General features: G+C 39.6%; 25 protein-coding genes. 7 read left to right on the forward strand and 18 right to left on the reverse strand.

Annotated features, from left to right (window positions below; translation table 11 throughout):
- The first annotated feature begins 232 nt into the window (after window positions 1–232).
- The 4 genes from QPX86_RS14395 to QPX86_RS14410 all read left to right on the forward strand — a co-directional run bounded on the left by QPX86_RS14395 (window position 233) and on the right by QPX86_RS14410 (window position 4868).
- Window positions 233–853 carry a peptidylprolyl isomerase gene (locus QPX86_RS14395; RefSeq protein WP_220754830.1) on the forward strand — a complete coding sequence of 207 codons (621 nt, stop codon included), beginning with the start codon at window positions 233–235 and terminating at the stop codon, window positions 851–853.
- 267 nt (window positions 854–1120) lie between these two features.
- On the forward strand, window positions 1121–2269 hold the full coding sequence (yiaY, locus tag QPX86_RS14400) for an L-threonine dehydrogenase (RefSeq protein WP_285163065.1): 1149 nt from the start codon (window positions 1121–1123) through the stop codon (window positions 2267–2269).
- A gap of 460 nt (window positions 2270–2729) precedes the next feature.
- Window positions 2730–3101, forward strand: coding sequence for a cytoplasmic protein (locus QPX86_RS14405; RefSeq protein ID WP_220754832.1), 372 nt, complete (start codon window positions 2730–2732; stop codon window positions 3099–3101).
- A 465-nt stretch (window positions 3102–3566) separates the two neighbouring features.
- Entirely contained in the window at window positions 3567–4868 is a 1302-nt protein-coding gene (locus QPX86_RS14410; RefSeq protein WP_220754844.1) for an NAD(P)/FAD-dependent oxidoreductase, read from the forward strand.
- A gap of 110 nt (window positions 4869–4978) precedes the next feature.
- On the opposite strand, the gene QPX86_RS14415 is transcribed toward QPX86_RS14410, so the two are convergent.
- From QPX86_RS14415 to QPX86_RS14430, 4 genes are all read right to left on the reverse strand, one after another.
- Window positions 4979–5347: a hotdog domain-containing protein gene (locus tag QPX86_RS14415; protein ID WP_285163066.1), complete on the reverse strand. Its 369-nt coding sequence runs from the start codon at window positions 5345–5347 to the stop codon at window positions 4979–4981.
- 260 nt (window positions 5348–5607) lie between these two features.
- Window positions 5608–6633, reverse strand: coding sequence for a low-specificity L-threonine aldolase (gene ltaE / locus QPX86_RS14420; RefSeq protein WP_220754834.1), 1026 nt, complete (start codon window positions 6631–6633; stop codon window positions 5608–5610).
- Between the two features lie 150 nt (window positions 6634–6783).
- Window positions 6784–7608 carry a mechanosensitive ion channel family protein gene (locus QPX86_RS14425; protein ID WP_220754835.1) on the reverse strand — a complete coding sequence of 275 codons (825 nt, stop codon included), beginning with the start codon at window positions 7606–7608 and terminating at the stop codon, window positions 6784–6786.
- Window positions 7609–7630: 22 nt separating this feature from the next.
- Window positions 7631–8191: an OmpA family protein gene (locus tag QPX86_RS14430; protein WP_285163067.1), complete on the reverse strand. Its 561-nt coding sequence runs from the start codon at window positions 8189–8191 to the stop codon at window positions 7631–7633.
- 614 nt (window positions 8192–8805) lie between these two features.
- Between QPX86_RS14430 and QPX86_RS14435 the strand changes: the two genes are divergently transcribed.
- Window positions 8806–10278: a peptide MFS transporter gene (locus tag QPX86_RS14435; RefSeq protein WP_220754837.1), complete on the forward strand. Its 1473-nt coding sequence runs from the start codon at window positions 8806–8808 to the stop codon at window positions 10276–10278.
- 123 nt (window positions 10279–10401) lie between these two features.
- Here QPX86_RS14435 and QPX86_RS14440 read toward each other — a convergent pair whose 3' ends face one another.
- Entirely contained in the window at window positions 10402–11571 is a 1170-nt protein-coding gene (locus QPX86_RS14440; RefSeq protein ID WP_220754838.1) for a response regulator, read from the reverse strand.
- Between the two features lie 50 nt (window positions 11572–11621).
- Window positions 11622–12413, reverse strand: a complete 792-nt coding sequence (locus QPX86_RS14445) for an MlaA family lipoprotein (RefSeq protein ID WP_220754839.1) — start codon at window positions 12411–12413, stop codon at window positions 11622–11624.
- Window positions 12414–12733: 320 nt separating this feature from the next.
- Between QPX86_RS14445 and QPX86_RS14450 the strand changes: the two genes are divergently transcribed.
- Window positions 12734–14776 (forward strand): hypothetical protein, encoded by a 2043-nt coding sequence (locus QPX86_RS14450; protein WP_285163068.1) that lies wholly within the window; start codon window positions 12734–12736, stop codon window positions 14774–14776.
- A 26-nt stretch (window positions 14777–14802) separates the two neighbouring features.
- Window positions 14803–15102 (forward strand): EscU/YscU/HrcU family type III secretion system export apparatus switch protein, encoded by a 300-nt coding sequence (locus QPX86_RS14455; protein ID WP_220754841.1) that lies wholly within the window; start codon window positions 14803–14805, stop codon window positions 15100–15102.
- A gap of 9 nt (window positions 15103–15111) precedes the next feature.
- Here QPX86_RS14455 and QPX86_RS14460 read toward each other — a convergent pair whose 3' ends face one another.
- From QPX86_RS14460 to flhF, 12 genes are all read right to left on the reverse strand, one after another.
- Entirely contained in the window at window positions 15112–15510 is a 399-nt protein-coding gene (locus QPX86_RS14460; RefSeq protein ID WP_285163069.1) for a DUF2802 domain-containing protein, read from the reverse strand.
- A gap of 99 nt (window positions 15511–15609) precedes the next feature.
- Window positions 15610–16104, reverse strand: a complete 495-nt coding sequence (locus QPX86_RS14465; protein ID WP_102529032.1) for a chemotaxis protein CheW — start codon at window positions 16102–16104, stop codon at window positions 15610–15612.
- An 8-nt stretch (window positions 16105–16112) separates the two neighbouring features.
- Window positions 16113–17339, reverse strand: a complete 1227-nt coding sequence (locus QPX86_RS14470; protein WP_285163070.1) for a chemotaxis protein CheW — start codon at window positions 17337–17339, stop codon at window positions 16113–16115.
- Window positions 17323–18114, reverse strand: coding sequence for a ParA family protein (locus tag QPX86_RS14475; protein ID WP_220754748.1), 792 nt, complete (start codon window positions 18112–18114; stop codon window positions 17323–17325). The genes QPX86_RS14470 and QPX86_RS14475 overlap by 17 nt, the downstream gene beginning before the upstream one ends.
- Window positions 18115–18144: 30 nt before the next feature.
- Window positions 18145–18585 (reverse strand): membrane anchored protein in chemotaxis locus, encoded by a 441-nt coding sequence (locus tag QPX86_RS14480; RefSeq protein ID WP_220754756.1) that lies wholly within the window; start codon window positions 18583–18585, stop codon window positions 18145–18147.
- 13 nt (window positions 18586–18598) lie between these two features.
- Window positions 18599–19750, reverse strand: a complete 1152-nt coding sequence (locus QPX86_RS14485; protein ID WP_220754747.1) for a protein-glutamate methylesterase/protein-glutamine glutaminase — start codon at window positions 19748–19750, stop codon at window positions 18599–18601.
- A 24-nt stretch (window positions 19751–19774) separates the two neighbouring features.
- A complete protein-coding gene (locus QPX86_RS14490) occupies window positions 19775–22039 on the reverse strand; it encodes a chemotaxis protein CheA (RefSeq protein WP_285163071.1) in 2265 nt (754 codons plus the stop codon).
- Between the two features lie 16 nt (window positions 22040–22055).
- On the reverse strand, window positions 22056–22793 hold the full coding sequence (locus QPX86_RS14495) for a protein phosphatase CheZ (RefSeq protein ID WP_220754745.1): 738 nt from the start codon (window positions 22791–22793) through the stop codon (window positions 22056–22058).
- Window positions 22794–22807: 14 nt separating this feature from the next.
- Window positions 22808–23191 carry a chemotaxis response regulator CheY gene (gene cheY, locus QPX86_RS14500; protein ID WP_080916243.1) on the reverse strand — a complete coding sequence of 128 codons (384 nt, stop codon included), beginning with the start codon at window positions 23189–23191 and terminating at the stop codon, window positions 22808–22810.
- 44 nt (window positions 23192–23235) lie between these two features.
- Window positions 23236–23955: an RNA polymerase sigma factor FliA gene (locus QPX86_RS14505; RefSeq protein WP_220754744.1), complete on the reverse strand. Its 720-nt coding sequence runs from the start codon at window positions 23953–23955 to the stop codon at window positions 23236–23238.
- Window positions 23948–24829, reverse strand: coding sequence for a MinD/ParA family protein (locus QPX86_RS14510; RefSeq protein ID WP_259651356.1), 882 nt, complete (start codon window positions 24827–24829; stop codon window positions 23948–23950). Before QPX86_RS14510 ends, QPX86_RS14505 begins: the two co-directional genes overlap by 8 nt.
- 4 nt (window positions 24830–24833) lie before the next feature.
- Window positions 24834–26219: a flagellar biosynthesis protein FlhF gene (gene flhF, locus QPX86_RS14515; protein WP_220754743.1), complete on the reverse strand. Its 1386-nt coding sequence runs from the start codon at window positions 26217–26219 to the stop codon at window positions 24834–24836.

Consider the following 26219-nt stretch of genomic DNA (forward strand, 5'->3'; position numbering starts at 1 on the left):
CGATCCCCTTAAACACAGAAGTAATCTCAAATTAGCCATTTACCTATATTTTAAATGCGTAACTAAAATCTTCATTATAACTTTAGCTATTCTTTATTAATCCCTATTAATCTTTAGGAAATGACTAATCCCCCTCGAAGTAACAGTTTGTATCTTGTGCGATTTCCTATTGCAATTAACACCTCATTTGAGCAACATTGCAGCTACAAAAACAAAACAATAAAGGCCTGAAATGAAATTGTTGTACCCTTTGCTATTTGCACTGACGTTATCTGCCTGCGGTGGAAGTTCAGATTCAAGCTCTCCAGCTCCTATCGATCCAGATCCCGTTCCACCAGTTGAAGATAAAGAACTACAGGCTGATGTCTGTTATTTGATGTCTACGACCCTTGGGGATATGACACTGGCAATTGATACAACCAATACCCCAATCACAGGGCAAAACTTTAAACGTTATGTAGATGATAAGTTTTATGATGGCACTATCTTCCACCGAGTGATCCACAATTTTGTATCTCAAGGTGGTGGATTTACTACGGGCTTAGTTGCTAAACCTGGTTATGACCCAATCGAACTAGAAACAAACCTAGGCCTAACTAATGCTCACTACACTCTTGCAATGGCAAGAACCAGTGAAGCAAACTCAGCGACTTCTCAGTTTTATATCAATGCGTTAACTAACACTGACCTTGATTATCAAAATAGTACAAATCCTGGTTACGCTGTTTTTGGTCAAGTCATCGAAGGTTTAGATGTGGCAGATCAAATCAATATCGTTAGCACAAGTAACGATGTTCCTATTACTGAAATTGTTATCAATAGTGTGACTGAAGCGAATTGCCCAGCAATGTAAATATCTTAAGCTCTTCTGATTAGAACACTTCAAATGCCTATAACTAATTAAGTTGTAGGCATTTTTATTTTCTTCATAAATATGCGTTAGTTCAAACCTAAATAGCAAAATTAGCGCTACCTCCCCATTTGGTATTAAAACTACAAAACCACACAAAACAAGTATGAATATATGATTTTCATCACAAAAAGCAGTGCGTTTGGTTGTTACTTTAACGACAGAAAAGAATTTTATCATTTATAAACTTACGCGTTAAAGAGGTCCATTATGGCTACTAAATTTTTTATCCCAAGTGTTAATGTAATTGGTCAAGGCGGTGTTGACGATGCAATTAATGACATTAAAACCTTAGGGTTTAAGCGTGCATTAATCGTGACTGATACACCACTGGTTAAAATCGGATTGGTGGAAAAGGTCACCAGTAAACTCATTGATAATGGCATTGCCGTTTTTGTGTTTGACGGAGTGCAACCTAACCCAACTATGGGGAATGTTGAGGCTGGTTTAACCATGCTAAAAGCTCACGAATGTGACTTTGTGATTTCTCTAGGCGGTGGTTCTCCGCACGATTGCGCCAAAGGCATTGCTTTAGTGGCAACTAATGGCGGTAACATTAGTGACTATGAAGGGTTAGACATGTCAGCTAAGCCGCAATTACCGCTTGTTGCGATTAACACAACTGCTGGTACTGCTAGTGAAATGACGCGTTTTTGTATCATTACCGATGAGAAACGTCATATTAAAATGGCTATCGTCGATAAAAATACTACGCCAATTTTATCAGTTAACGATCCTGAGTTAATGATAGAAAAACCTGCTGCATTGACAGCTGCAACAGGTATGGATGCTTTAACCCATGCAATTGAAGCATATGTTTCTATCGCTGCAACACCAATCACCGATGCTTGTGCAATCAAAGCTATTGAGTTAATCCAAGCAAACTTAATTAATGCTGTTGAGCAAGGCGATAACATTGATGCTCGCGAGCAAATGGCTTACGCACAGTTTTTAGCTGGAATGGCATTTAACAATGCTAGTTTGGGCTATGTTCACGCTATGGCTCATCAATTAGGCGGTTTTTACGACTTACCGCATGGCGTTTGTAATGCATTGCTATTACCACATGTACAAGCGTACAACGCAAAAGTAGTACCTGCGAAGTTAAAAGATATTGCCAAAGCAATGAGCGTTGATATTGCAGAACTGAGTGATGAGCAAGGTGCAGAAGCGGCAATTGATGCAATAAAAGCTTTATCTGTCGCAGTCAATATTCCGGCTAACCTGACTGAGTTAGGCGTTAACCCTGAGGATATTCCTGTCCTTGCTGACAATGCACTAAAAGATGCTTGTGGTTTTACTAATCCTAAACAAGCAACCCACGCTGAGATTTGTGAAATATTTACTAACGCACTATAAATATAAAGTGACTACACTATACATAACAACTATATGACCTGACGATTATATTGAGTTGTATGGTATTGAGTAGTCACATTTTAATATAGAAATAGCATTAGTTAGCGGCTTTATTAGATATTCGATTAAATAATTTGCGATAACTAAAGCCGCAAGATAGCCATAAATGTCGCTTTATAAAGGAATCACTATGCACATTTGAATGTAAATGTGCATAGGTTTCTACTTGGAAAGTTTTATAGTTGAATTTTCAGCGTTCAATATATGTAGAACAAGCTGCGCGGTACAAAAAACAGGCGTCAGCGCACTTCACGAAAATCATTAAGCAACTGATATTTAACAACTAAAAAAGTTAACGCCAGAACATTTGTTAACTAGATCTAACTTCTATAAATAACCGTTGACCAAAGTTAAATTAGCGGTCTATGATGAATTACATTCTTAAAAAAGTAGGTAAGCTATGACAGCAATCACTCACGTGTACAACTACACCGTAAGATGTCCTCATTACAAAGAAAACGAAAAACCAGCCAGCTGGTTAAATCATATCGAAATCAATCAATCTAGTGAAATCGCATTAAACAGAATCACAAAGTGGCATGATGAACCTGGTACAAAAGCTTTTGAAAACGGTGAGTTTGTCGTAAGAAAATCCAACACCGATGATACTTATTACGCGATGCAAAGTGACCGAATGTTCAACAATGCTCATTCCCTTGTTACCTTTAAAATATTTTTAGATAAATGTTGTCAGGATGCAGATCCTGAAAAGATTATCGCTCACCTTATTGAAGACTATAATGGTCGCCTTGCTAAAGCACAGGATTCATAGTCACAACTTTCTACGTAGCGATTCATTCATAAAACAACGTAGTTAAACTGATGCCGACAAGTTTTCGCTTGTCGGTTTTGTTTTTAAGGTCACATAACTAATCACTGTTAAATAAAGTGATCGATTTCTCATTTATAAAATCTCATCTAATATTCGGTCACACTTTGATGAACTATTTAAGACGAACATTCACTGTTTAATATATAAACACGTCTATATAAATTTCTTAGTCTCCAACTAACATCAAATCCAAACACGCTCTGCCGACTTAAACTGATGTTCAAAGATTTAGCGTAAACGCTATGTTGTTGATTTAACTCTTATGGCTAGTTAGCCACACAAATCAACTCATTCTCAATGATGCAATCAACCAAAATTAACTAAGTCACTCCTTGGGTAATTAGGCTATTGATATAAGAAATTTTACCCAATTCTATTTAATCTCAAGTAAAGGAGCATCACGTGATGCAAGCAGTTCCAAATATCGTCATCATAGGTGGCGGCGCAGGCGGTATGGAAATCGCCACAAAACTTGGCCGTAAAGTTGGCAAAAAAGGCAAAGCAAAAGTCACCTTAATTGACTGCGCAGAAAGTCATGTTTGGAAACCCTTATTACATGAGGTCGCAACAGGTGCACTTGATATTGGTCTTGATGCCATTAGCTATCGAGGCCATGCATCAGATCATGGTTATCATTTTCAGCAAGGGGCGATGATAGATATTAATCGCGAAGAAAAGCACATTATTCTTGCTCCAATTAATGATGAAGAAGGCCAAGAACTACTTCCAGCACGTAAAATCCCATACGATTATGCAGTTATCGCCATTGGCAGTGTTGCTAATGACTTTAAAATTCCGGGTGTTAAAGAACATAGCTTGTTCTTAGACAACACTGAGCAAGCCATGTCTATTCGTAAAATTTTACTGAATAAATTCATGCGTTATGCAAGCCATCATCAACTTGACGAAAAAATCAAAATTGCAGTGGTTGGCGCAGGTGCAACGGGAGTTGAAATGTCAGCCGAAATGCATCACGCAGTTGAACAGCTAAGTGGCTTTGGTTATAAAATTGATACAAGCCTACTTGAAGTGACATTAATCGAAGCTGATGAACGTATTCTGCCAAAAGTCGATAAAGTCGAAATATCAAACTCTGTCACCCGCGAGCTTAAGCAGCTGGGTGTGAATGTGATGACCGATACTCGTATCACGGAAGTGAGTCCAGAAGGTTTATCAACCACTAATGGCAACCTCATTCCTTCAGATATGGTTATTTGGTCAACCGGTGTAAAAGCACCTGACTTTTTGAATAATATTGGTGGCCTTGAAAGCAACCATATTAACCAAGTAATGGTGAAGCAAAACATGCAAACTACACTTGATGACACCATTTTCTCAATTGGCGACTGTGCAGCTTGTCCGCAAGACGATGGCAGCTGGGTGCCTCCTCGCGGTCAATCAGCTAGGCAAATGGCATTGATGACAGCAGACAACATCATTTTGATGTTGGATGGTAAAGAGCCCATTAATAAATACGTATATAAAGATTTAGGTTCACTGGTTAACTTATCAAAGTTTCATACAGTGGGTAACTTGATGTCATTCATGGGTGGCGGTGTGTTAGTGGAAGGTAAGATTGCACGCTTTGTATATACTTCGCTATACCGTCGTCATTTGATTGAATTACATGGTGTGGTAAAAGGCACCTTGATGATGCTAGCCAAGGGTATTGGTCGAATTATTCACCCACACTTAAAACTACATTAGTATAGCGTTTTAGCACCTAGCTTAAATTTGTATCGAGTTTAGTCGTAATCACGATAAATTAAAAAGCCAGCTCCAATCTCATTGAAGCTGGCTTTTACATACCAAGCAGGTTAAGCCGCATTGGCTCTAATACCGTGAGGAACTGGCAATCCTCTTTCATTGATGTTGACGAATACCACTTTATCCACAAAAGCGATTGGCGCATTATTAAAGCTATTCCTTACTTTACAGCGAAGAGTGATCGAGCTTTGTCCCAAACTAATCACTTCCATTCCAAACTCAATCACATCCCCAAGCTTTGCTGGACTCATGAAGTTAATCTCAGAAACCAATTTAGGCATTAACAATTTACTGTGCATTTCACAGCGGGCAAAAAGCGATGTTTCTTGATTCAACCAACTTAATAATTGGCCGCAACAAAGGTTTTTATCAGAATTTAAATCAATAGGTTTTACAATATGACGGCTTATATATTCCATTATATTGATCCTTACATTATGAATACCCCTAAAGAGGTAGCAAAAACGATACCATTATATTAAGTAATTGATATTAAATAACTTACAAAAACACACTTTTAGAATATTCATATTATTGAACTAACTAGAAGCAGATTTTATAACCTTTGCACCAAAAAAAAGCATAACCTCTAATGAGTTATGCTTTGTAAGCTATTCAAGGTTACAGCTTTCGTTTACTTGACTATCGTTTACTTGACTATCGACTACTTAATGACCAATTACTTAACAACCGATTGTGGTAAGCAAGTTTTTAACGCATCAATGAAAGTTAAAATGTCTTGTCGACTGATATCTTTATGCGTAACAAAACGTAATGAGTAAGTAGCACTAATCAGTATCCCCTGCTGCGCTAATAACAAGGTTAAATGGTTTACATCGTAGCGTTTATCTAATTCTGCAAAAACCATATTGGTCTGTACTTGTTTAACATCAACACTTAATTCAGGCATTTCAGCTAAATGTTGCGCGAGTAAAGCAGCATTATCATGATCCTCAGCTAATCGCTCGACTTGATCCGTAATTGCAAGTTCTGCTGCAGCAGCAATTACCCCAGCTTGACGCATTCCGCCACCGAGCATTTTACGCCATCGCACGGCTTTGTTAATTAACCGCTCATCACCTAATAAAATTGAACCTATAGGTGCTGCTAAGCCCTTTGATAAGCAAATAGACACAGAATCAAAGTATTGAGTAATCTCGCTTATTTGAACATTTTGAGCAACCGCAGCGTTAGCAACGCGCGCGCCATCTAAATGGATTTTCAAACCTCGATTGAACGCTAAAGTTTGCGCATCGGCTAAGTATTGTAGCGGTAACACTTTACCACCAATGGTATTTTCAAGACTCAACAAACGAGTTTGCGCAAAGTGAACATCATCAGGTTTTATTGCTGCTTCAATGTCGGTAAATAAGATACTACCATCAGCTTGATTATTAAGAGGCTGGGGCTGAATACTTCCTAACACCGCAGCACCGCCACCTTCAAACTTGTAATTGTGAGCTTGTTGACCACATAAATACTCGTCACCGCGCTCGCAATGACTCATAAGCGCTAATAAGTTCGCTTGAGTACCCGAACTTACGAATAAGGCGCTATCAAAGCCAAAACGCTCTGCAGCCATATCTTGTAAACGGTTAACGGTAGGGTCATCACCATAAACATCATCACCAACCTCAGCTTGAGCCATGGCTTTACGCATAGCATCTGTAGGTTTAGTCACGGTATCACTTCGAAAATCTATCATGTTTATTCTCAACTACATCAAGCTCGTTTAAAAGCAGTTTAAAATTATAAAAAACTCATTCTACCTTAAAAAATATTACCCGCGCTGAGTTAAATGTTGCAAACAAAAAAGCCAGCATTTAATGCTGGCTTTATTTATGTGTATTCAATGTTACTGAGCTGGCATATCTTTTAAATGTAGATCCATTTGCGGGAATGGAATCTCAATATTCGCAGCATCTAGCGCATTTTTAATTTGCTCTAGTAACTCAAAATGAGCTGGCCAGTAATCAGCAGTATTAACCCATGGGCGAACCACAAAGTTAATAGAACAATCTGCTAGTTCACCAAGTGCAACTGTGTAAGCAGGGTCTTTAAGTACATATTGATTACTGTCTAATACAGAAGAGATAACTTTCTTGGTTTCTGCAATGTCAGAGGTGTAACCCACGCCGATAACCAAATCAACTCGACGTGTTTCTTTAGTTGAGTAGTTGGTAATTGTGCCGTCCATCATCGCTGAGTTTGGCGCAATAATAGTTTTATTGTCACCTGTGCGAAGTTTAGTAGAGAAAATAGTAATTTCTTCAATCACACCAGCAACACCAGCTGCCTCAACAAAATCACCTACACGGCACGGACGGAAGATAACCATCAACACACCAGCGGCAAAATTTGACAATGAACCTTGAAGCGCTAAACCAACAGCAAGACCTGCGGCACCAATAACAGCGACAAGAGAAGCAGTTTGGACTCCAATCTGCCCTAAAGTTGCAATGATGGTAAATACAAACACCAATCCCCAAACTAAATTGCCAACAAATGAAGCCACTGTTTCATCGATTTTACGGCCTAACATCATTTTTGTTGTTAGTTTTTTAGCCACATTAGCAAGATATTTACCGACGATAAATATCACAATCGCCATGACAACTTTAAGACCGTAAGTCATTATAAACTCAGGTGCTTGATCCATTAGACCTTCAATATTATCCATTGTTGTACTCCCTTAATAAAAATTATTTTTTAACTACAAATTCTACACGTCTATTTAATTGTCTTTGTTGAGCAGTGTTGTTTTCAACCGCGGGTTCAAGACTGCCTTTACCTAGCACTGTTAACCCGCTTGGCTCAAAATCAAACTGATTAACTAATACCTTTTTTACAGACAACGCTCTTTGCAAAGACAGGTTTAAATTAATTTGTTCAGAGCCGACATTATCAGTATGCCCAACCAATAAAATATTTTGGCTTTCCCGTAAAAGAGGTAACATTTTTTCAATTGTTGGCAATTGTGTGGTTAGAACATCTTCATGGCCAAAATCAAAATAAATTTTTAAACCTTGTTTTGAAGAAACATGACTGATTTTATTTTGCTGCATATCCAAGTTTTGTAATTCACTCTTGGGGATTAAATCAGAAATTTCTTGGCACCCATTAGCTAACACCACAACACCCATTGGAGTCTCTGGACAGGCATCTTTTTTATCAGGTACACCATCTTTATCGGTATCTTCCCAAGCAAAACTTGGCAGGCTGAGACATGTACACACTAACAAGAGTAATAATTTAAAAAACATACAACCTCCAACCTTGTTAGTTACCTGAATTACCGCCAGCAATTGTTACCAAAACATTAACAACTTTCCTCACAACTTGCTTTAGCAACGTAAATCCAATGAGTTGCATTTTATAGCCTTGTTAAGACTTTGAAAAGCAATTACCACATCTAAACACAAGTATAGATTCAATTCTAATACTCGTTCATTGTTCGTTTAAGGTTAAGTACTAAATTATTTGTCATCTTTGCTCCAACTCCACCGCCAATACTTTTAAAGAACAATATTTACAAAACCCCACCGAACCACAACACACGTAACTCAGAATTTGTATTAAATGGTAATTTTGTACAAGTATTTACTCTGCCAGATGCCCCACTAGCATTGACTTCTAGGGGCTTTAAAGGGTATATAAGGTTAGCTTTTTGAGGTTTTCATGATTAAAACATTAAAAAGACGATATTTAATATAATAAATAAACAACAAAGTGATTAATTTTATAGCAACTAAATTGAAACACTAAAAGGCTTAAGCCTGAAAATATCAATACGTTGAAATTAATTACCATTGCAGACAACAATTTCTGTGGCGACCTTTGTCCCGCAGGCAATCACAAGCTTAAGGTGGAAGACTTAATGAGCAATGCAAAACCACAGGGGACCATGCTTGGTCACCCCAAGGGGCTTTTCCTGCTGTTTACAACAGAACTCTGGGAAAGATTCAGTTACTACGCAATGCGCGCCATTCTGGTGTTATATCTTGTAGATAAAGTTCAAACAGAAGGTGGACATGGTCTTGGATGGACACAAGGTGATGCAATCTCACTTTACGGTACTTTCACCGGTCTTGTTTATTTAACCCCACTCATCGGTGGTTGGTTAGCTGATAATTATTTAGGACAACGTAAAGCCATCATGATTGGTGGTGCATTAATGGCAGCCGGTCAATTCATCCTCGCTTTCCCACATAGCTGGATCCCTGGTGCTGAAACTACAGCATTCTATTTTGGTTTATTTACCCTAATCATTGGTAACGGTCTATTCAAGCCAAATATCTCTACTATGGTTGGTGACTTATACGAAGAAGGCGATCATCGTCGTGATGGGGCATTTACTATCTTCTATATGGGTATCAACGTTGGTGCATTCCTTTCTGGTATCATTGTAGGTTCTGTTGTTGCGGCTTACGACGGTAACTTCCAAATGGGCTTCCTTTGTGCCGGTATTGGTATGGTACTTTCTTTAATCATCCAATTTATTTTTGCTCAAAAACTATTGGGTGATATTGGTCGCTACCCTGCAGCTAAACTTGAAAAAGAAAAGCAACAGGAAATGGGTGAAGTGCGTAAAGAGCCACTGACTAAAATTGAACGTGACCGTATTAAAGTCATCATGGTTATGGGTCTATTTACCATCATTTTCTGGGCTGGTTTCGAACAAGCCGGTGGTCTAATGAACTTATTCACCAACGACTTCACCGATCGTATGATTGGCGGCTGGGAAGTTCCTACTACATGGTTCCAATCCCTTAACGCAATGTTCATTGTAATCTTTGCACCTGTGATTGCCTCTATCTGGATCCGCCTCGGTAAGAATGAACCAAACTCACCAGTTAAATTTGCATTAGGTCTGGTGTTACTGGGTATTGGTTTCTTATTCATGATTGGTGCTGTACTTGAAATGGGCGGCGACGCAAATGCTAAATCAAGCATGTGGTGGTTAGTCGGTGCATATTTCTTCCATACAATGGGTGAGCTATGTTTATCTCCAATTGGTCTTTCTATGGTAACTAAACTTGCTCCTCTGCGTATTGCTTCGCTTATGATGGGTGCATGGTTCCTATTCGTTGCTATTGCGAACAAAGTAGGCGGTATCGTTGGTTCATTCATTGGACATGGCGGAGAGAAAGAAGAGCAATTAGCAAACGCTATGGCCATCTTCGCAGGTATCGCAATCACCTCTGCTGTATCAGGTATCATTCTTTACTTTATGGCTGACAAGCTTGTTGACTGGATGCATGGCGCTGAAGGACACAATGAAACTGAAGAACAAGCATTAACTGAAGAAATGGCAGTTACCGCTGAACATGAAGCAATTAAACCTAGCTAAGTACTAAGTTTATTGTTCATAAAAAACCTCGCAATAGCGAGGTTTTTTTATGTTCAAACGACATGTAAATTTACGGTTATCTTATGCATACAATCTACAGCTACAGCTACAGCTACAGAAACATCAGATAACTTCTAGCTCCATAAAACCACCTGCTGGCAATTCTTCATCATAAAATAATCCATCAAATTTATTCTTCATTAATAGATTCCGGTGATGAGAAATATTACTCGCAATACAAATTTTCTCATTTGGCATCAAAGTTCTAAACTGCATGCTCGGCTTATTCCACTCAACAGTACCAAGCTGTAAAGATTCAGAAAGCGCAAGTGGCGCTAAACCATTATCATTTCTTAAGTAACACCTCAACCCGCTACCAGCTTGGCCGATGGCGACTCGAAAGTTCATCAGCTCAATCGCGACATAAACAATATCCACGTAAAGATTCAAACCTGAGTTAACCATTCTATCATTGAGATAACTCAACATATTAAATGGCTCAACCAAGGTCGAACTGAGACCATTTCTATACAATTTTAATTTTTGATTTACGAAACTTCTAAGTAGTACACAACCAAAAGCCGCGCGATTATCTTCAGGGTGAAAGTGAGCCATATACATGATCAAATGATTATCACCGACCATAGTCGAATCAATAAAGTAGGCACTGACGTCGCTATTTTTACACAAGCTATAATGAATTTGAGCCTTGGGATAATGGACATTAGAGGCTGGAAATAATTGCTGCTGAACACTTTTAGCAGCTTCTGCATTATGTTCAAGCAAAGTGAAGTTATCACTGAGCTCTTGATAGGATAAATCTTGACTCATTTTTGCAGCTGAGTTCATCACCGCGTCGCTATCAGTAAAATCTAACGGACCAAATTCTATGCTGTCAAACGATTGCTCAGGTGAATTAGCTGGTGAAATAGCTTGCTCTATTGCTTGTTCAATAATCTTAAAATCAGCAACAGGTTTAACTAGATAATCGCTAGCACCGTAACGCAAAGCTTCGACTACATCAGCCATTACATTGTTGCCAGAAATCACAATAGACGGAATTGCAGGATTTATTTTGAGGATTTGCTTTAACATACCAAGTCCACCTAACCTTGGCATGCTTAAATCAGCAATGACGATATCGACAGTATGTGATTTAAATTCAATGACGCCTTCGTCACCATCACAGGCTTCAAATACAACGGCACCTTGTTGGGTTAAAAAATCCGCGAGTAATTGTCTAAAAACTGAATCATCTTCAACTAAAAGCACTGCGACATCTGTTAATGCCATACAACTCCCTCGGCAGCTAACTGCCGAAGAAGCTTTATACTTCGGCAGGGTTACTCGAGTTCAGATAGGTATTCTTCGAGTAACTCATCGTCATCTTGTTTAGAAGGCACATTACCGTCATAAACTTTGTAATCCATATACTGAAAATAAGCTTCTTTGACAAAGGTATATGGATCAAGCGCATTATCTAATAAACGTTCTTGATCAATAGCAGAAGCACGAGAATCGAGATTTTTTAATCCCCATTTTAAAATAGATTGCCACAATAAGAACTCTGATAAAGGAAAGTATAGACTATCAACCCAATCTGTCGCGAGTTCCCTTGTCACATACGGACCAAAAAAAGGCGCCATAAAATAAGGGCCATTGGGGACACCGTAATAACCTAACACTTCATTAAAGTCGTCCTGTTTTCGAACCATTCCCATCATGTCAGCTACATCCACAACCCCTAGTAAACCTAAGGTTGTATTCACTGTAAAACGCCCTCCAGCATTAGCTGCCCAGCCCCACTTCCCCTGTAAAGCGTTATTTACTAAAGAGCTTGGTTCTTCGAAATTGCGGACAAAATTATTTACACCAGACTTAACGGGAGATGGCAGATAATCGTTGTATCCATGAGCAATAGGACGAAATAGATGTCTATCTAAAATAAGGTAATTAAAGTCCCACATTGCACGGTTAAAGCCTTCGATAGGGTCACGGGGATCAGTATAGATAATCTCCACAGCAGGTTTTTGAACATGCTCGCTCTCAGTACTCTCTGCACTGACACCTTCTGCTTTTATTGAAGCAGAAACACAACCCAACAACAAAGAAAGTAACATCCATTTATACTTCATACATCTCTCTTTACGGGAATAACTAACCCAATACAATCAAAGTTTAATCTACTAAAATTAATTAATAATGCACAAAAGCAATACAGTAACTAACCTGTCTACTACTGAGTAAAGCACAAATTATCACCGACAGGAAATGCACTGAAACATTAAAGCTTCAACATTTCGAGTCGATAAAGGTTAATGTAAAACGAAATAGATTAAATGCAATTTTTGATAACATTCTAGTAAATCAATTATCGCTAAGAATACTGCCGAGACTTCATAGATCAACAATTAATTTGTAATAGAACATATTTTAAGGTGCTATTAGATTTTCCATGACATCAATAAAACACACCATATCAACGGACAAGCAGACTAGTAGAGCTTCGATAATTGAGGCTCAAAACCCTCATGGAGAAAAAATCACTTCTGGTACCAAGGTTACAAACACTGGTTCAAATAGCACTAATATCACCAATAACAATCTCCCTGACCCTTCATCAAATACAAAACAATCAACCAATCAGTTAGCCCAAAGTTCTTTAGCAACTAACACCGTATTACTACCTGCGACAGTAACCAATCAGGCTTCAATTTCTTCGGCTAGTTCAGTTAAGTCAGATAGTATCGCCATTGTGATTGATGGCAGACATTACCAATTTAAGGCTAATGAACAAATTAGTAGGTTAATTCAAACTGGCGCGAAATTAATGCTTAACGCAGGTAACTTACAGCAATTACAAACCATGAATGCACAAGCAGTAAATTCAGCAAATCAGCCTTTGAATCAACAGATTGTTTTAGTTTCTCAAGCAATTAAACTGAATCTTCCAATAGAGATACTAAACTTAGCACAATCAAATGGAGTATCTTCGCAACAACTACTTACTCTAGCCTCTCGACCGCAAGGCTACCCTTTACCTTTAGTAGAGATAAATACAAACCGCTTGCAGTTTGAAAATGGCACTAACGTGATGATTTCACCGCTTAACAAGCTGCCTTTAGGTCACAATTTAGCTCAAATTACCCAATCAGCAGGGCAGCTGCTTTTAAGATTAAGTCCAATACAACTTATCGACAGTGTGAGAATGACGCCAACGTCAAATAAATCTATAGATTTAGCTTTAGTTCAAACAACGAATACCGTCATCAGTAAACAAGAACCAGTACAAGTATTAACCCAATTTTTAAAAAAACTAGAACAGCTCCCCTTTACTGCAAATATCACTAATAACTCATCAGTAAAGTCCTCGACTTCAACAACATCAAATCATGACTTACCACAGAATTTGAATGCTTTATTGCGCCAGCCGTTAAATAGCCAGACTCTTGAGCAATTAACACATCAGTTAAATCAAGGCAGCAAATTAACAGTAAATCAGTTTAAACAATTGGATTTACAAATTACTCAAAACTTGCTCAAGCCAGAAAACACCCTTACAGCTAATCAAGTCAATGAGCTTAAATTACTTGCCAGTAAACTTAACCCTGAACATTCTGCGGCTCAAGCTCGGTTAGATAACGCTTTAAAATCACCAATTGAAGTTCTGAGTCAAAATTTATCTAAAGCGGGTGCATTGCCAATACAAGCCACCCAAGCAAATTCGAACCTGCAGCAAAACCTTGCCACTCAATTGTTAAAATTAATCCCAAGACTCGACCCGTCGCCTTTAACTGAACTTGCAAACCCTGAATTACTCAAAGCAGAGTTAAAAAGTCTAGCAAGCTTAAACTTATCACATGCAGTTTCTGCTTCTAACATCAACCTTTCTGGTAGTGCGATAACCACTCTATTTCAGCTAATTTTAGGTTTTAAATTAAACACTAACAGCTCAGCGATGAGTCCACGATTACAAGCTTATATGGCAAAGCTGCAGCAAAAAGTATTCAATTCAAATTCTACTGCGCCACAATTATTAGCCGCCTTAGATAAAGCTGGCAGCCTTGATGCAATGGGAAAACTTGCCAGCAGTATCGGACTCTATCAGCAAAGCAGTAGCGACTCTAATCAGAACCTAACTTGGTATTTTGCTTTGCCATATTCGATTGGCCAAAGAGATGAGCAATTAGAAGGTAAGTTTGAAAAGGAACCACAAGACGATACTGATAATGAGAAAGCAGCTTGGCAATTGCAGCTTAAGTTTAATCTAGCTCAAGGTCCACTACTGGTGAAGGCTCATAAACAAGGTGATTACCTTGATCTCACCTTTACAGGCAATGATATAAAAGTGCTAGAAAAGGTTGAGCAATATCAAACCTCTCTTGCAAGTAAAATTCAGCAAGTGGGCCTACAAGCAAGAGATATCAGTACTCAAATTGATGTGGTACCAGCAACCCTGTTACCAGGTGATCATTACTTGGTGAAAACCAATGCATAGCCTTCTAAACAAGATAGGTAATCCAAATGACTGAAGTAAAAAAAGCAGTGGCATTAAGTTTTGATGGAAACACTGCCCCTACCATTACAGCTACTGGCACAGATTTGATTGCGGAAGAGATTATATCTTTAGCCCAAGAGGCTGGAGTGTATATCCACCAAGATGAGCACCTAAGCAACTTTTTGCAATTGCTAGAGTTAGGTGAAGAAGTACCAGAAGAGCTCTACACGTTAATTGCAGAGCTTATTGCGTTTATTTATATGCTTGATGGAAAGTTTCCGGAACAATGGAACAACCTTCATCAAAAAATTATCGAAAAAGCATAAATAACAGAATTACTTTTTATGTAACCGAATAATTAACTCCGCTTCTGCTTTTGGCAGCTCACACTCTTGCATCAACTCTTCAATTCCAGCACCTAAACCGACCATTTTAAGGGCTCTAGAGTACATCTTCGATTGCGGATCTTGTTGGCTAGCCTCTTCAATAAGCTCAGATTGTTTGCTAATTTTCTGTTCGAGTTCAACAACTCGTCTACCGACACCGATTGTGCCGCTGCGCAATTCTTGCAATTCTTTTTTAACGGTTTCACGCTGTCGATCATTTTCTTTTACTAATACAGTTAAAGCATCGACTTTGCTCTGTAGTTTTGTTGTCTTTTTACTGAAGAGCATCCAAATGACAGCGCAACTAACAACATAAACAACGGTGATAATGAGCAATTCTTGCGACATTTATTTTCCTTAGTAAATAGAATTAAGACATTAAAACACAAAAGCCAGCAAAAAATAATGCTGGCTTTCATCGGCTAACAACTTAGACTGAAAATATTATTATAACTGAGTAATTTCTGCCCACTCGTCATCTGATAATAACTTATCTAAATCGACTAAAATCAATAGTTCATTGTCACGGTTACTAACACCTTGAATAAACTTAGCGCTTTCTTCTGTGCCTACATTTGGTGCGTTATCAATTTCAGAACGGCGAAGATAAACTACCTCTGCAACGCTATCGACCAATATACCAATCACTTGTTTTTCCGCTTCAATGATAACAATTCTTGAAGAGTCATCCACTTCAGCAGCATCTAAACCAAAGCGTGAACGGGTATCAATGACTGTAACGACATTACCACGAAGATTAATAATACCTAGTACATACAAAGGTGCACCGGGTACTGGTGCAATTTCGGTATAACGCAAGACTTCTTGAACTTGCATAACATTAATACCGTAGGTTTCATTATCTAACTTAAATGTCACCCACTGTAATACTACGTCTTCTTTACCTGCAGCAACTGCCGCAACATTTCTCGAGTCTGTCATAAATAACCTCAGTCAATCGAATCTTGACAACCTAATCCTGCATCTAGCATTTCGATAAGTGCTTGCACGTTCAAAATACCACACATTTGTTCTTTTACTACTCCAGCAAGCCACGGGCGCTTGCCAGGTTTTTCACGCCAATTAACGTGTGATTTATCTATTCTAACTGCATTAACTAGAGATTCGCATGCAAGCCCCCAGTCACTGTCTTCAAGCATCACTAAATATTGATAATCAATGCTATCTGCCAATTCTTTAGTATATTTCTCTGGCATTACCCAACGGCAACTGTCGACTACATTTGCCTTTTGATCCCGATGAGTTTGAACACCTAAAAACCAATCTGGACGACCAATTAAATGATTTATATGCTCTATTTTAACAATACCACCCAAACTTACCAATGGCACAGCAAGGGTTAACCCCGCAACATTAAAAAATAAAACCTGAAACTCATCATCTAATACATCTTGTAAATTACGCGTAATACTTGGCGGTATAGCCGACTGCTGAAGCTTTGACGGTTGAATGTCTATTGAATCAGCTTCATTGTCAGTCTCACTAATATTAGTTTCTACTTTATCTAGATTTATATCGGCTGAAATTTCAGATTCTTTATTATCGATAGCAGATAAAGTCTCAATTTTCTCGCTTACAGCTTTTTCTGCAATGACTTGACTGAGTTGTTGCCTAACTAATTGAGCTTTCGATTTAATATCATCTTGCACTTGTTGCTGCGTTCTTTGAGCTGGTGCAGTACTTGCTTCTACCGTACCTGAACCTTTTACTGCAGAATCTTGCTCTAGTTTGATAGCGGGTTTCGATACCGCTGACAATAATTTTGAAAGTGCTGCTTTATCGACCTGAGGCTCAGCAAAGGTTTTTTTCGCTTCAGAAGGATCAACTTTAACCGTTTGGGCTGCCCCCACCGGCTTATACTTACCCGTAAGCTCATTATCATTAAGCTGAGGGTTGCCATTAAGCTGACTCTGAATATTGGGTTTGGAGATGGTTTTAGAATGCTGTTTTTTTAAGCTGACCGAATCTATTTTAGAGAATTTCCCACTAATTTTTTCATTCGAAGAAGCTAAATCAGACGCTAACGTATCTGCCACTGATGCTTCATGAATTGGAGCATCATCAATCGGAGCGTCATGAATCGGAGCGTCAATAGCCGGCTCTTGTAATAGAACTGAGAAGAAATCAAAAACAGTCTCGTCAACCGATTTTGACATGCTTAAACTCCTTCGCTAACAAAAAGTCTAATAATCGATTATAAGCTTTCATGCCGCGAGAACTAGGAAAAAAATGCGAAACAGGCACATGGGCTAAACTGGCATCTCTAAATTTAGTGTCAACAGGAATAACATCCGGCCATAAAGTATCAGGATAGGTTTCTTCTAAGGACTTTAGCGCTGTTGGTGAGGCTTTGGTGCGGCGGTCAAACATGGTCGGTAAAATAGTGAAACTATAAGATGTTTTTTTAGAACGTCCCATTAACCCCATAGTTTTGACCATCCTCTCTAAGCCTTTAATCGCCAGAAACTCAGTTTGTACAGGAATAATAATGTGCTCACTTGCAGCAAGCGCGTTTACCATTAATACGCCCAATATCGGCGGACAATCAATAATAGCGACATCATACTTATCTTCAAGTAATGAAATCACATTGCGAAGTACTAACCCCATCCCTTCTTGATGACCTAAAGCGCGATCTAATGTTGCTAATGCCATTGTCGCTGGTATTAAATCTAAACCATCAATCGATGTAGGAACAATATGTTTTTCAACAGCATCTAGTGTAAGGCTTTTATGCGCAAGAAAAATATCGTACAAAGAACTAGGCACTTGCTCAGAATCAATACCTAGATAATAACCCAGTGACGCGTGAGGATCGGTATCAATCATTAATACTCGTTGGCCTCGCTTAACCAAAGCACCAGCAAGACTCGCAACCGTTGTTGTTTTACCAACTCCGCCCTTTTGATTAGCTATTGTCCATACTTTCAAATCACGCCTCGTCACTCAGTATTAATTGCACTATTTATTATTAGGTGATTCTGTTTCTCGCGTTGTCACGCGGATCCCACCATGGGGCAACGTGATAACTTTTACACCTTGTGCATTTTCAGTGACTGCTTGACTTGAAAGTGCAGGATTAGTTGTTTGTTTATTGCTTAAAAATGGAGCTGCTGAATCAGGACTGACACGTTCAGTCCCTGGGCCAAATGCCATAGTGATATCTTCACCTTTAGCCGCCCTTGCAGCCATAGCTTTGGTTTGCTCAGGATATTTTGCTAACCAATTAGCAATGTCTTCAGCCTGTTCGTCAGGAACCATTAACAAAACTTGTGAAGCTTTTAACTCAATGACTTCAGCGTTAAGTTCTCGATTTTTTTTGGCTAAATCAAAATATAAACTCCCCAAACAAATCACAGCAATAACCAATAGAAACACCAGTAGCATTTGCTGTGTCGACATTGATTGCTTAACCTTAGCCACGAGCAGTTTCTTTTATTATAGCTTCAGCCATATTTTCTAATGCAATTGAATGACTAGAAATACCCGCAGAAGCAACGGCTTGGGGCATACCATACACTACACAACTTGCTTCATCTTGAGCCCAAATGGTAGAACCAGCCGTTTTCAACATTCTAGCACCTTCGCGGCCATCAGCCCCCATACCGGTTAATACCACCGCCATAACTTCGCTACCAAAAGCTTTAGAAGCTGAAGCAAAAGTGATATCCACGCTCGGTTTGTAATTCATATCAGCATTACCGGCAATTACTTTCAAACGACCAAGACTGCCACTTTTTTCTACCATTAACTGCATACCACCTGGCGCAAGATAAGCGCAGCCTGGCTTTAATACATCGCCAGTTTGTGCTTCTTTAACTTCAATCTTGCATAAGCTATTAAGCCTGCTTGCAAATGCTGGAGTAAATGCTGCAGGCATATGCTGAATTAATAAAATAGGATGGGGGTAGTTAGCAGGAAAAGCCGTCAATATTTTTTGCAATGCAACTGGGCCGCCTGTTGACGTACCGATTAATAGAGCTTTATATTTTTTACCGCTGGCTCTAATCGAAGCCACAGAGGTAGAATTAGAGGCACTATTCAATTGACTTGCAGAACTTGCAGTCGTTGACCTAGCACTCAAAGATGGTTTAACACTTGTTGCTGCATTGCCAAGGCTAGAGCCTACAACTCTTGAGGTAGTGGAGCTGGTTCTTGGTTTATATAAACGACGACGACCTAATGCTTTTACTCTTTGTTGTAAAAGCTTAATCGCATCATCTTTATTTGATGCAATATCTTCAAAGCGTTTAGGTAAAAAATCTAACGCGCCAGCATCTAATGCATCAAGTGTTGCTTTAGCACCATCATGGGTTAGCGAAGAAAACATCAATATTGGAGTTGGATTTGCAGCCATAATTTTACGCACGGCTGTGATACCGTCCATTACAGGCATTTCTATATCCATCGTGATAACTTGAGGTTTCAATTGGGCAGCCATATCAACGGCTTCTTGACCGTTTACAGCAACGCCCACAACTTCTAAGTCAGGATCTTGATTAACAATCTCACTGACCCGTCGTCTAAAGAAACTTGAATCATCAACAACTAAAACTTTAGTAGCCATTTAATTCCTTAAATAATGGAACTTTTACTTCTTACTTTTGGCGTAATATTTTAATAAACCTGGCACGTCTAAAATGAGTGCGATACCGCCATCTGAAGTAATTGTCGCTCCTGCCATACCTGGCGTACCTTGCAACATACTGCCTAGAGGCTTAATCACCACCTCTTCCTGCCCAATAAGTGCATCAACAACAAAACCAATTTGCATGGTACCAAGCTGCACAATAACCACATGCCCTTGTTTTTTATCACCATGAGTAAAGTTAGTCTTATTTCGATGTAGCCACTGCTCAAGATAAAATAGCGGTACGGCTTTATCACGAACGATAACGGTTAATTGACCATCTACTACATTTGTTTTAGTTAGATCGAGATGGAAAATTTCATTAACGCTTGAAAGAGGTAAAGCGAATACTTGCTTAGCAACATCAACCATCAGAGTTGGCATAATTGCTAATGTGAGTGGGACTTTAATTTCTAAAATTGTTCCCTTGCCCTGAACTGAGTCGATATGAACCGTACCGTTTAGTTGGGTTATACGAGTTTTCACCACGTCCATACCAACACCACGACCAGAAATATCTGATATTTCTACTTTTGTAGAAAATCCAGGAGCAAAAATTAGATTATAAGCCTCGTTATCAGTCATACGAGCAGCAGAATCTTCGTCTAGCACTCCGCGACTAATTGCGATTTCTTTTAGTTTACCTGCATCCATACCCGCGCCATCATCTTCAATTTTAAGAAGAATGTGATCGCCCTCTTGGCTTGCTGATAAGGTAATAGTACCCGTTCTTGGTTTGCCATTCGCTTCACGCGTAATGGGCATTTCAATACCATGGTCAACCGAGTTTCTTACTAAATGGACCAAAGGATCGGCAAGAGCTTCAACTAAGTTTTTATCAAGGTCGGTATCTTCACCCACCATGATTAAATCAATTTCTTTATTAAGCGTGCGCGCTAAATCCCTTACAACACGTGGGAAACGACCAAATACTTTTTTGATCGGTTGCATACGTGTTTTCATCACTGCGCCTTGAAGATCGGCAGTCACTAAATCTAAATTTGCTAACGCTTTAGACATTTCTTCATCATCACGAGAAATACCTAAACTGACTAATCGATTACGAACTAATACAAGTTCACCAACCATATTCATAATTTGGTCTAAACGTGAAGTGTCGACACGAACAGTCGTCTCGCCTTGAGGCATGGCACTTTGCGCTTTAGCTGGTTCTGCTTTTTTCGTTGCTGGAGCAGGTGCTTTAGCAGCAGGTGCGGTCTTTGCTACTGGCGCTTTTGGTGTTTCTGCAGGAGCTGGTGATTTAGGAGCGGCTTTAGCTGGTTCAGCTGGTTTGTTAGTCTTAGGAGGACTAACTGGAGCAGCAGAGGCTGAAGGCGTTGGCGTAACAGCTGCTGGCGCTGAGCCTTTGCCATGTAACTCATCAAGTAATTTTTCGAATTCATCATCAGTGATGTCATCAGCGTCAACTTTAGGCTCTTCTGCTACAGGAGCAGGCTCACTAGCCTTGGGGGTTGATTGAAATCCCCCAGAACCATGAAGCTCATCAAGCAATGCTTCAAACTCGTCGTCAGTGATTTCATCGCTAGCGGTGCTTTCAGTGTTCTCTGTCGCTACAGGAACAACTGCTTCTACAACTGGTGCTTTTGGCGTTGCAGTAGGACTCTTACCTTGTCCGTGTAAAGCATCAAGTAATGCTTCAAATTCACTTTCATCAATATCATCAATGCTGCCTGCGGAGTCTGCATCAGCGGCAACACTTTCTATTGTGCTTTCAACAACAGCTTCAGCGACGGTTGGTTCTTCGATGATGGCTTCTATGAGCTCTTCGACCGCTGCGGGTTCTGCAGAGGGTTCGCCAAGTTCAGAAGGAAGAGGAGCACCAGAGCTCAGCAGCTTAAGCTTTTCGAGTAACGTAGGATCAGCATCGTCTTGCTGCTGCCCTTGCTGAGTTTGTTCAAACATACTATTGATAGCATCAACAGCCTGTAAAATGATATCCATTAACTCTGCGTTTACTTGACGCTTGCCGGTTCTCAATAGATCAAAGGTATTTTCAGCTTCATGACAAACATCGACCATTGGTCCCAAGCTTAAAAAACCTGCACCACCTTTTACAGTGTGGAAACCTCTAAAAATAGCGTTAAGTAAATCAGCATCATCAGGATTATTTTCAAGAGCAACGAGCTGCTCTTGTAGAAGCTCTAAAATTTCACCAGCTTCAATCAAAAAGTCCTGGAGTATCTCTTCATCAACATCAAAAGACATTAAATTTGACTCCTAATTAGAAACCCAGACTTGATAGCAGATCATCCACCTCATCTTGCCCTGTCACCACGTCTTCTCGTGTTTCAGCATTCAAGATGGGGCCTTCTGCTTCAATTTTATTTTCATCAACGACCCGTGCGGAGTCTGCTGCATTCTCGCCAAAGATAGTGAGCATTGAGACTAAACTGCTCTCTACTTCTCTGACTAAATCAATAACACGACGGATCATTTGCCCAGTTAAATCTTGGAAATCTTGCGCCATCAAAATTTGATTAAGCAATTCCTTTAATCGTCCTGAGTCATGCTCGCTATGAGACATAATGTGTTGAACGTCATGGCACAGAGATTTAAATTCGCTTAAAGCGATGTCTCTACGCATCAATTTGTCCCACATTGGCGTGACCGATTGAATGTTATTAATTATTGTATCGGCCAAAGGTAAACATTCTTCAACTGCATCCATGGTTTTATTTGCAGCTTGCTCTGTCATGTCGATGACAAAGTTCAATCTTTCTTTTGCGTCAGGTATTTCACTGTTGGCAAGTTCAGCTAATCGCGTATCAATTTGGAATTCATTTAATGAACTATGAAGTTGACGGGTCAACTTACCTACTTCATCAAATAACTCTCGCTGAAGAGGGGCTGATAAGTCACGAATGACTTCATCTGCTTGTTCTTGCTGCCCTTCTTCAAGTAACTTTACGAGTTGCTTGGCTTGTTCAAGATCAATTAACCCCGATGTGGCTGCCTGCATAACTTATCCTTAGCTTATGCTAAACGCTCAAAGATCTTATCGAGTTTTTCTTTCAAAGTTGCAGCGGTAAACGGTTTTACTACGTAACCATTCACACCAGCTTGTGCTGCTGCAATAATTTGCTCACGTTTTGCTTCTGCAGTTACCATCAATACTGGTAAATGCTTGAGTGAATCGTCTGCACGAATCGCCTTAAGCAAGTCAATACCTTGCATTCCTGGCATATTCCAATCCGTTACAACGAAATCGAATTCGCTTTTTTGTAACATTGGTAAGGCGGTCGAGCCATCATCTGCTTCTTGAGTATTGTTGAATCCCAAGTCTCGCAACAAGTTCTTGATGATACGTCTCATTGTTGAAAAATCGTCAACAATAAGAATCTTCATATTCTTGTCCAAGGTTTCCTCCGGTGAGCTTTACACATTGTGCTCTATATGAATAATTATACCTGTGTCCAATGCTTGAGTTTGCCTTTAAGACGCAACATTGCCTGACTTAATATCTGACTAACACGCGACTCGCTGACCTCAAGAATGGCACCGATTTCTTTTAAATTTAATGCTTCGTCATAATATAGCGACAAAACTAACGCATCTCTTTCGGGTAATGTGGTAATTGCTTCCGATAATGCAGATTTAAATTGCATTTCAGCTAACGAATCAAAGCTCTCATCATGAGTTGATTCTTCCGTTACGATAACATCCTCAGAAACACCAAGATCTTCTATCCCAATGATTTTACCTACTGAAACATCATTCAATATGTGATGATACTCTTCTAGAGTCATCTCTAACTTTTCTGCTATTTCAGTATCTTTAGCATCACGGCCAAGCTCTTGCCCTAACTCATCAATAACCTGTGCAACTCGGCGCTGATTACGATGAACAGAACGGGGAACCCAGTCGCCACGACGAATTTCATCAATCATAGAGCCACGAATTCGAATACCTGCAAAGGTTTCAAACTTAGCCCCTTTACTACCATCAAACTTCGATGATGCTTCCAATAACCCCATCATCCCTGCTTGTAATAAGTCATCTAATTGCACTGATGCCGGCAGCCGTGCCAACATGTGATGTGCAATTCTTTTTACCAACGGAGCATACTGTTCAACAATTGAAGTTTTATTATCAAACTGAGTATACGCTGCGGCTTTATTCACTCGTCGAGTCCTCTTGTGTATCTTTACGCTGAACTAAACGTTCAACAAAGAATTCAAGATGGCCGCCAGGTTGTTGCGGAACAGGCCAGCTCATAATTTTATTTGCTAAGCCATGGTAAGCAATTGCCGCAGGTGACTTAGGAAATGCTTCGATAACCAACTTCTGTTTACGTACTGATTTACGTAAGTTTTCATCGAAAGGAACCGTTGCCACTAATTCTAAAGCAACATCCAAAAATCTATCAGTCACTTTACTGAGTTTTGCGAATAATTCCATGCCTTCGCGCAAACTTCTAACCATATTAGCCACAATTTTAAAACGAAATACGCCATGTTCGCGGCTCAGAATTTTAATTAAGGCATATGCATCGGTAATAGATGTCGGTTCATCACAAACCACAATCAATACATCTTGTGATGCGCGTGAAAAACTTAAGACCATATCAGAGATACCAGCTGCGGTATCAACGATTAAGATATCGAATTGAGTTTTCATCTCGCTGAAGGCGCGAATAAGGCCGACATGTTGTGCTTGAGTCAGTTCAACCATAGCCTGAGTACCTGAAGTCGCTGGCACAATACCAATCCCTTTAGGTCCACGAACAATAATATCATCTAATTCAGCTTCACCAGATAGTACATGTGATAAGTTGCGCTCAGCTCTAATACCTAACATCACATCAACGTTCGCTAGGCCTAAATCGGCATCAAGTACTAAAACCCGTTTGCCTTTTTCAGCGAGTGCCACAGCCGTGTTAATTGACACACTGGTTTTACCCACGCCGCCTTTACCACCACTGACTGCAATTACTTTTACTTTTTCGTTATTTGGTTGATTCATCATACGTAAACCACTTGCTTGATCTCGGGTCATATTTTTACTCGAATGCGTAGGCCATGTCATTTGACCACGCAGTGTCATGTGACGTTTGAGGTTTGGTGTCGTTTAATGCTGCTAACGCTTGTTTTGCCAGCATCAGCGTATCGGCAACTTGCATATCTTCAGGAACACGTTGGCCATCGGTTATATAGCTCAATGGTAACCCATTTTGAATCAATACACTTAACGCGCCAGCAATCGAAACTGATTCATCTAGTTTGGTTAAAATTACTCCAGAGAGTGGAATTCTTTTAAAATGCTCTACAGCATCTTGCAATACTCTTCTTTGAGAGGTTGCTGACATCACTAGATAACTTCTAATCGGTATTCTTGTATTTGCCATTAAATCGTCTAATTGCTGATAAAGGCGCATATCACGCTGCCCCATACCAGCCGTATCTATTAATACTAACTTACGATTCTTAAACTGATAGAGAATTTGTTCTAATTCAGCAAGATCATGAGCCTGTTTAACCGGACATCCCATTATTTTGCCATAAGTTGCCAATTGCTCATAGGCTCCAATACGATAATGATCTGTTGTAATCAGTGCAACCTGCTCTGGGCCGTGATGAGCTGCAAATCTTGCCGCTAATTTAGCAAGCGATGTTGTCTTGCCAACTCCTGTTGGGCCAACAAATGCAACCACGCCACCAGTGCGAACAATATCATCACCTTGGTTATCTAGAAGGTTAGCTAAACTTTGCGGTAAAGCCCGCACTAGATCAGCAGGTGTATATTGTTGACTCAATCCTGCAAGCTTTGCTGCAACGGCTGGAGAAAACTCAGCATTAATCAATTTACTTTCAAGCATAGCCCCTACAGGGTCAGTGCGTTTTTTCTGGTCTTTCATTAACGATGACACTTGATGAGTTAATAACCCACGCAATGACGCCATTTCTTCTCGCATTGCTTCAATTTCAGCAGACTGACTTTTATTCGATGTTCTTGGTTGAGCAAATTGCTGTTGCTCAATTTTAGGCTCAACTTTCGATGTCTTGGTATCTTGTAATTGCTTTGCCCAATCAGGTAGTTCAGGTTCTTCAACTCGCTGCGAAATTTGTTGCTGCAAACGATTATGCTGTTTTTCCAGCAAAGCTTGTAATGAGTCAGCAGCCGGTGGAGGACTCACTTTCGTTTGTGCTTTCACTATAGGCTTACTTTGCCCAAGTGATACTTGGTCATCGCTGACATTCATAAATCCAGGTACTGGCGAATTCACAGCGACATCCGCTTTAGGCTCATCGTAGTCAACTGCCGCAACGATTTCTATACCGCCTGTGACTTTTTTATTAGACATAATAACGGCATCTGAACCCAAAGTTTCTTTTACTTGAGCTAATGCAGAACGCATGTCTTTGGCAAAAAATCGTTTAATTTTCAC

The sequence above is a fragment of the Shewanella goraebulensis genome (assembly GCF_030252245.1).
Lineage (GTDB): Bacteria > Pseudomonadota > Gammaproteobacteria > Enterobacterales > Shewanellaceae > Shewanella > Shewanella goraebulensis.

Coding starts and splice junctions, on each gene's coding strand:
- QPX86_RS14395 (WP_220754830.1), top strand. CDS start 233: ATGAAATTGTTGTACCCTTTGCTATTTGCACTGACGTTATCTGCCTGC.
- yiaY (WP_285163065.1), top strand. CDS start 1,121: ATGGCTACTAAATTTTTTATCCCAAGTGTTAATGTAATTGGTCAAGGC.
- QPX86_RS14405 (WP_220754832.1), top strand. CDS start 2,730: ATGACAGCAATCACTCACGTGTACAACTACACCGTAAGATGTCCTCAT.
- QPX86_RS14410 (WP_220754844.1), top strand. CDS start 3,567: ATGCAAGCAGTTCCAAATATCGTCATCATAGGTGGCGGCGCAGGCGGT.
- QPX86_RS14415 (WP_285163066.1), bottom strand. CDS start 5,347: ATGGAATATATAAGCCGTCATATTGTAAAACCTATTGATTTAAATTCT.
- ltaE (WP_220754834.1), bottom strand. CDS start 6,633: ATGATAGATTTTCGAAGTGATACCGTGACTAAACCTACAGATGCTATG.
- QPX86_RS14425 (WP_220754835.1), bottom strand. CDS start 7,608: ATGGATAATATTGAAGGTCTAATGGATCAAGCACCTGAGTTTATAATG.
- QPX86_RS14430 (WP_285163067.1), bottom strand. CDS start 8,191: ATGTTTTTTAAATTATTACTCTTGTTAGTGTGTACATGTCTCAGCCTG.
- QPX86_RS14435 (WP_220754837.1), top strand. CDS start 8,806: ATGAGCAATGCAAAACCACAGGGGACCATGCTTGGTCACCCCAAGGGG.
- QPX86_RS14440 (WP_220754838.1), bottom strand. CDS start 11,571: ATGGCATTAACAGATGTCGCAGTGCTTTTAGTTGAAGATGATTCAGTT.
- QPX86_RS14445 (WP_220754839.1), bottom strand. CDS start 12,413: ATGAAGTATAAATGGATGTTACTTTCTTTGTTGTTGGGTTGTGTTTCT.
- QPX86_RS14450 (WP_285163068.1), top strand. CDS start 12,734: ATGACATCAATAAAACACACCATATCAACGGACAAGCAGACTAGTAGA.
- QPX86_RS14455 (WP_220754841.1), top strand. CDS start 14,803: ATGACTGAAGTAAAAAAAGCAGTGGCATTAAGTTTTGATGGAAACACT.
- QPX86_RS14460 (WP_285163069.1), bottom strand. CDS start 15,510: ATGTCGCAAGAATTGCTCATTATCACCGTTGTTTATGTTGTTAGTTGC.
- QPX86_RS14465 (WP_102529032.1), bottom strand. CDS start 16,104: ATGACAGACTCGAGAAATGTTGCGGCAGTTGCTGCAGGTAAAGAAGAC.
- QPX86_RS14470 (WP_285163070.1), bottom strand. CDS start 17,339: ATGTCAAAATCGGTTGACGAGACTGTTTTTGATTTCTTCTCAGTTCTA.
- QPX86_RS14480 (WP_220754756.1), bottom strand. CDS start 18,585: ATGTCGACACAGCAAATGCTACTGGTGTTTCTATTGGTTATTGCTGTG.
- QPX86_RS14485 (WP_220754747.1), bottom strand. CDS start 19,750: ATGGCTACTAAAGTTTTAGTTGTTGATGATTCAAGTTTCTTTAGACGA.
- QPX86_RS14490 (WP_285163071.1), bottom strand. CDS start 22,039: ATGTCTTTTGATGTTGATGAAGAGATACTCCAGGACTTTTTGATTGAA.
- QPX86_RS14495 (WP_220754745.1), bottom strand. CDS start 22,793: ATGCAGGCAGCCACATCGGGGTTAATTGATCTTGAACAAGCCAAGCAA.
- QPX86_RS14510 (WP_259651356.1), bottom strand. CDS start 24,829: ATGACCCGAGATCAAGCAAGTGGTTTACGTATGATGAATCAACCAAAT.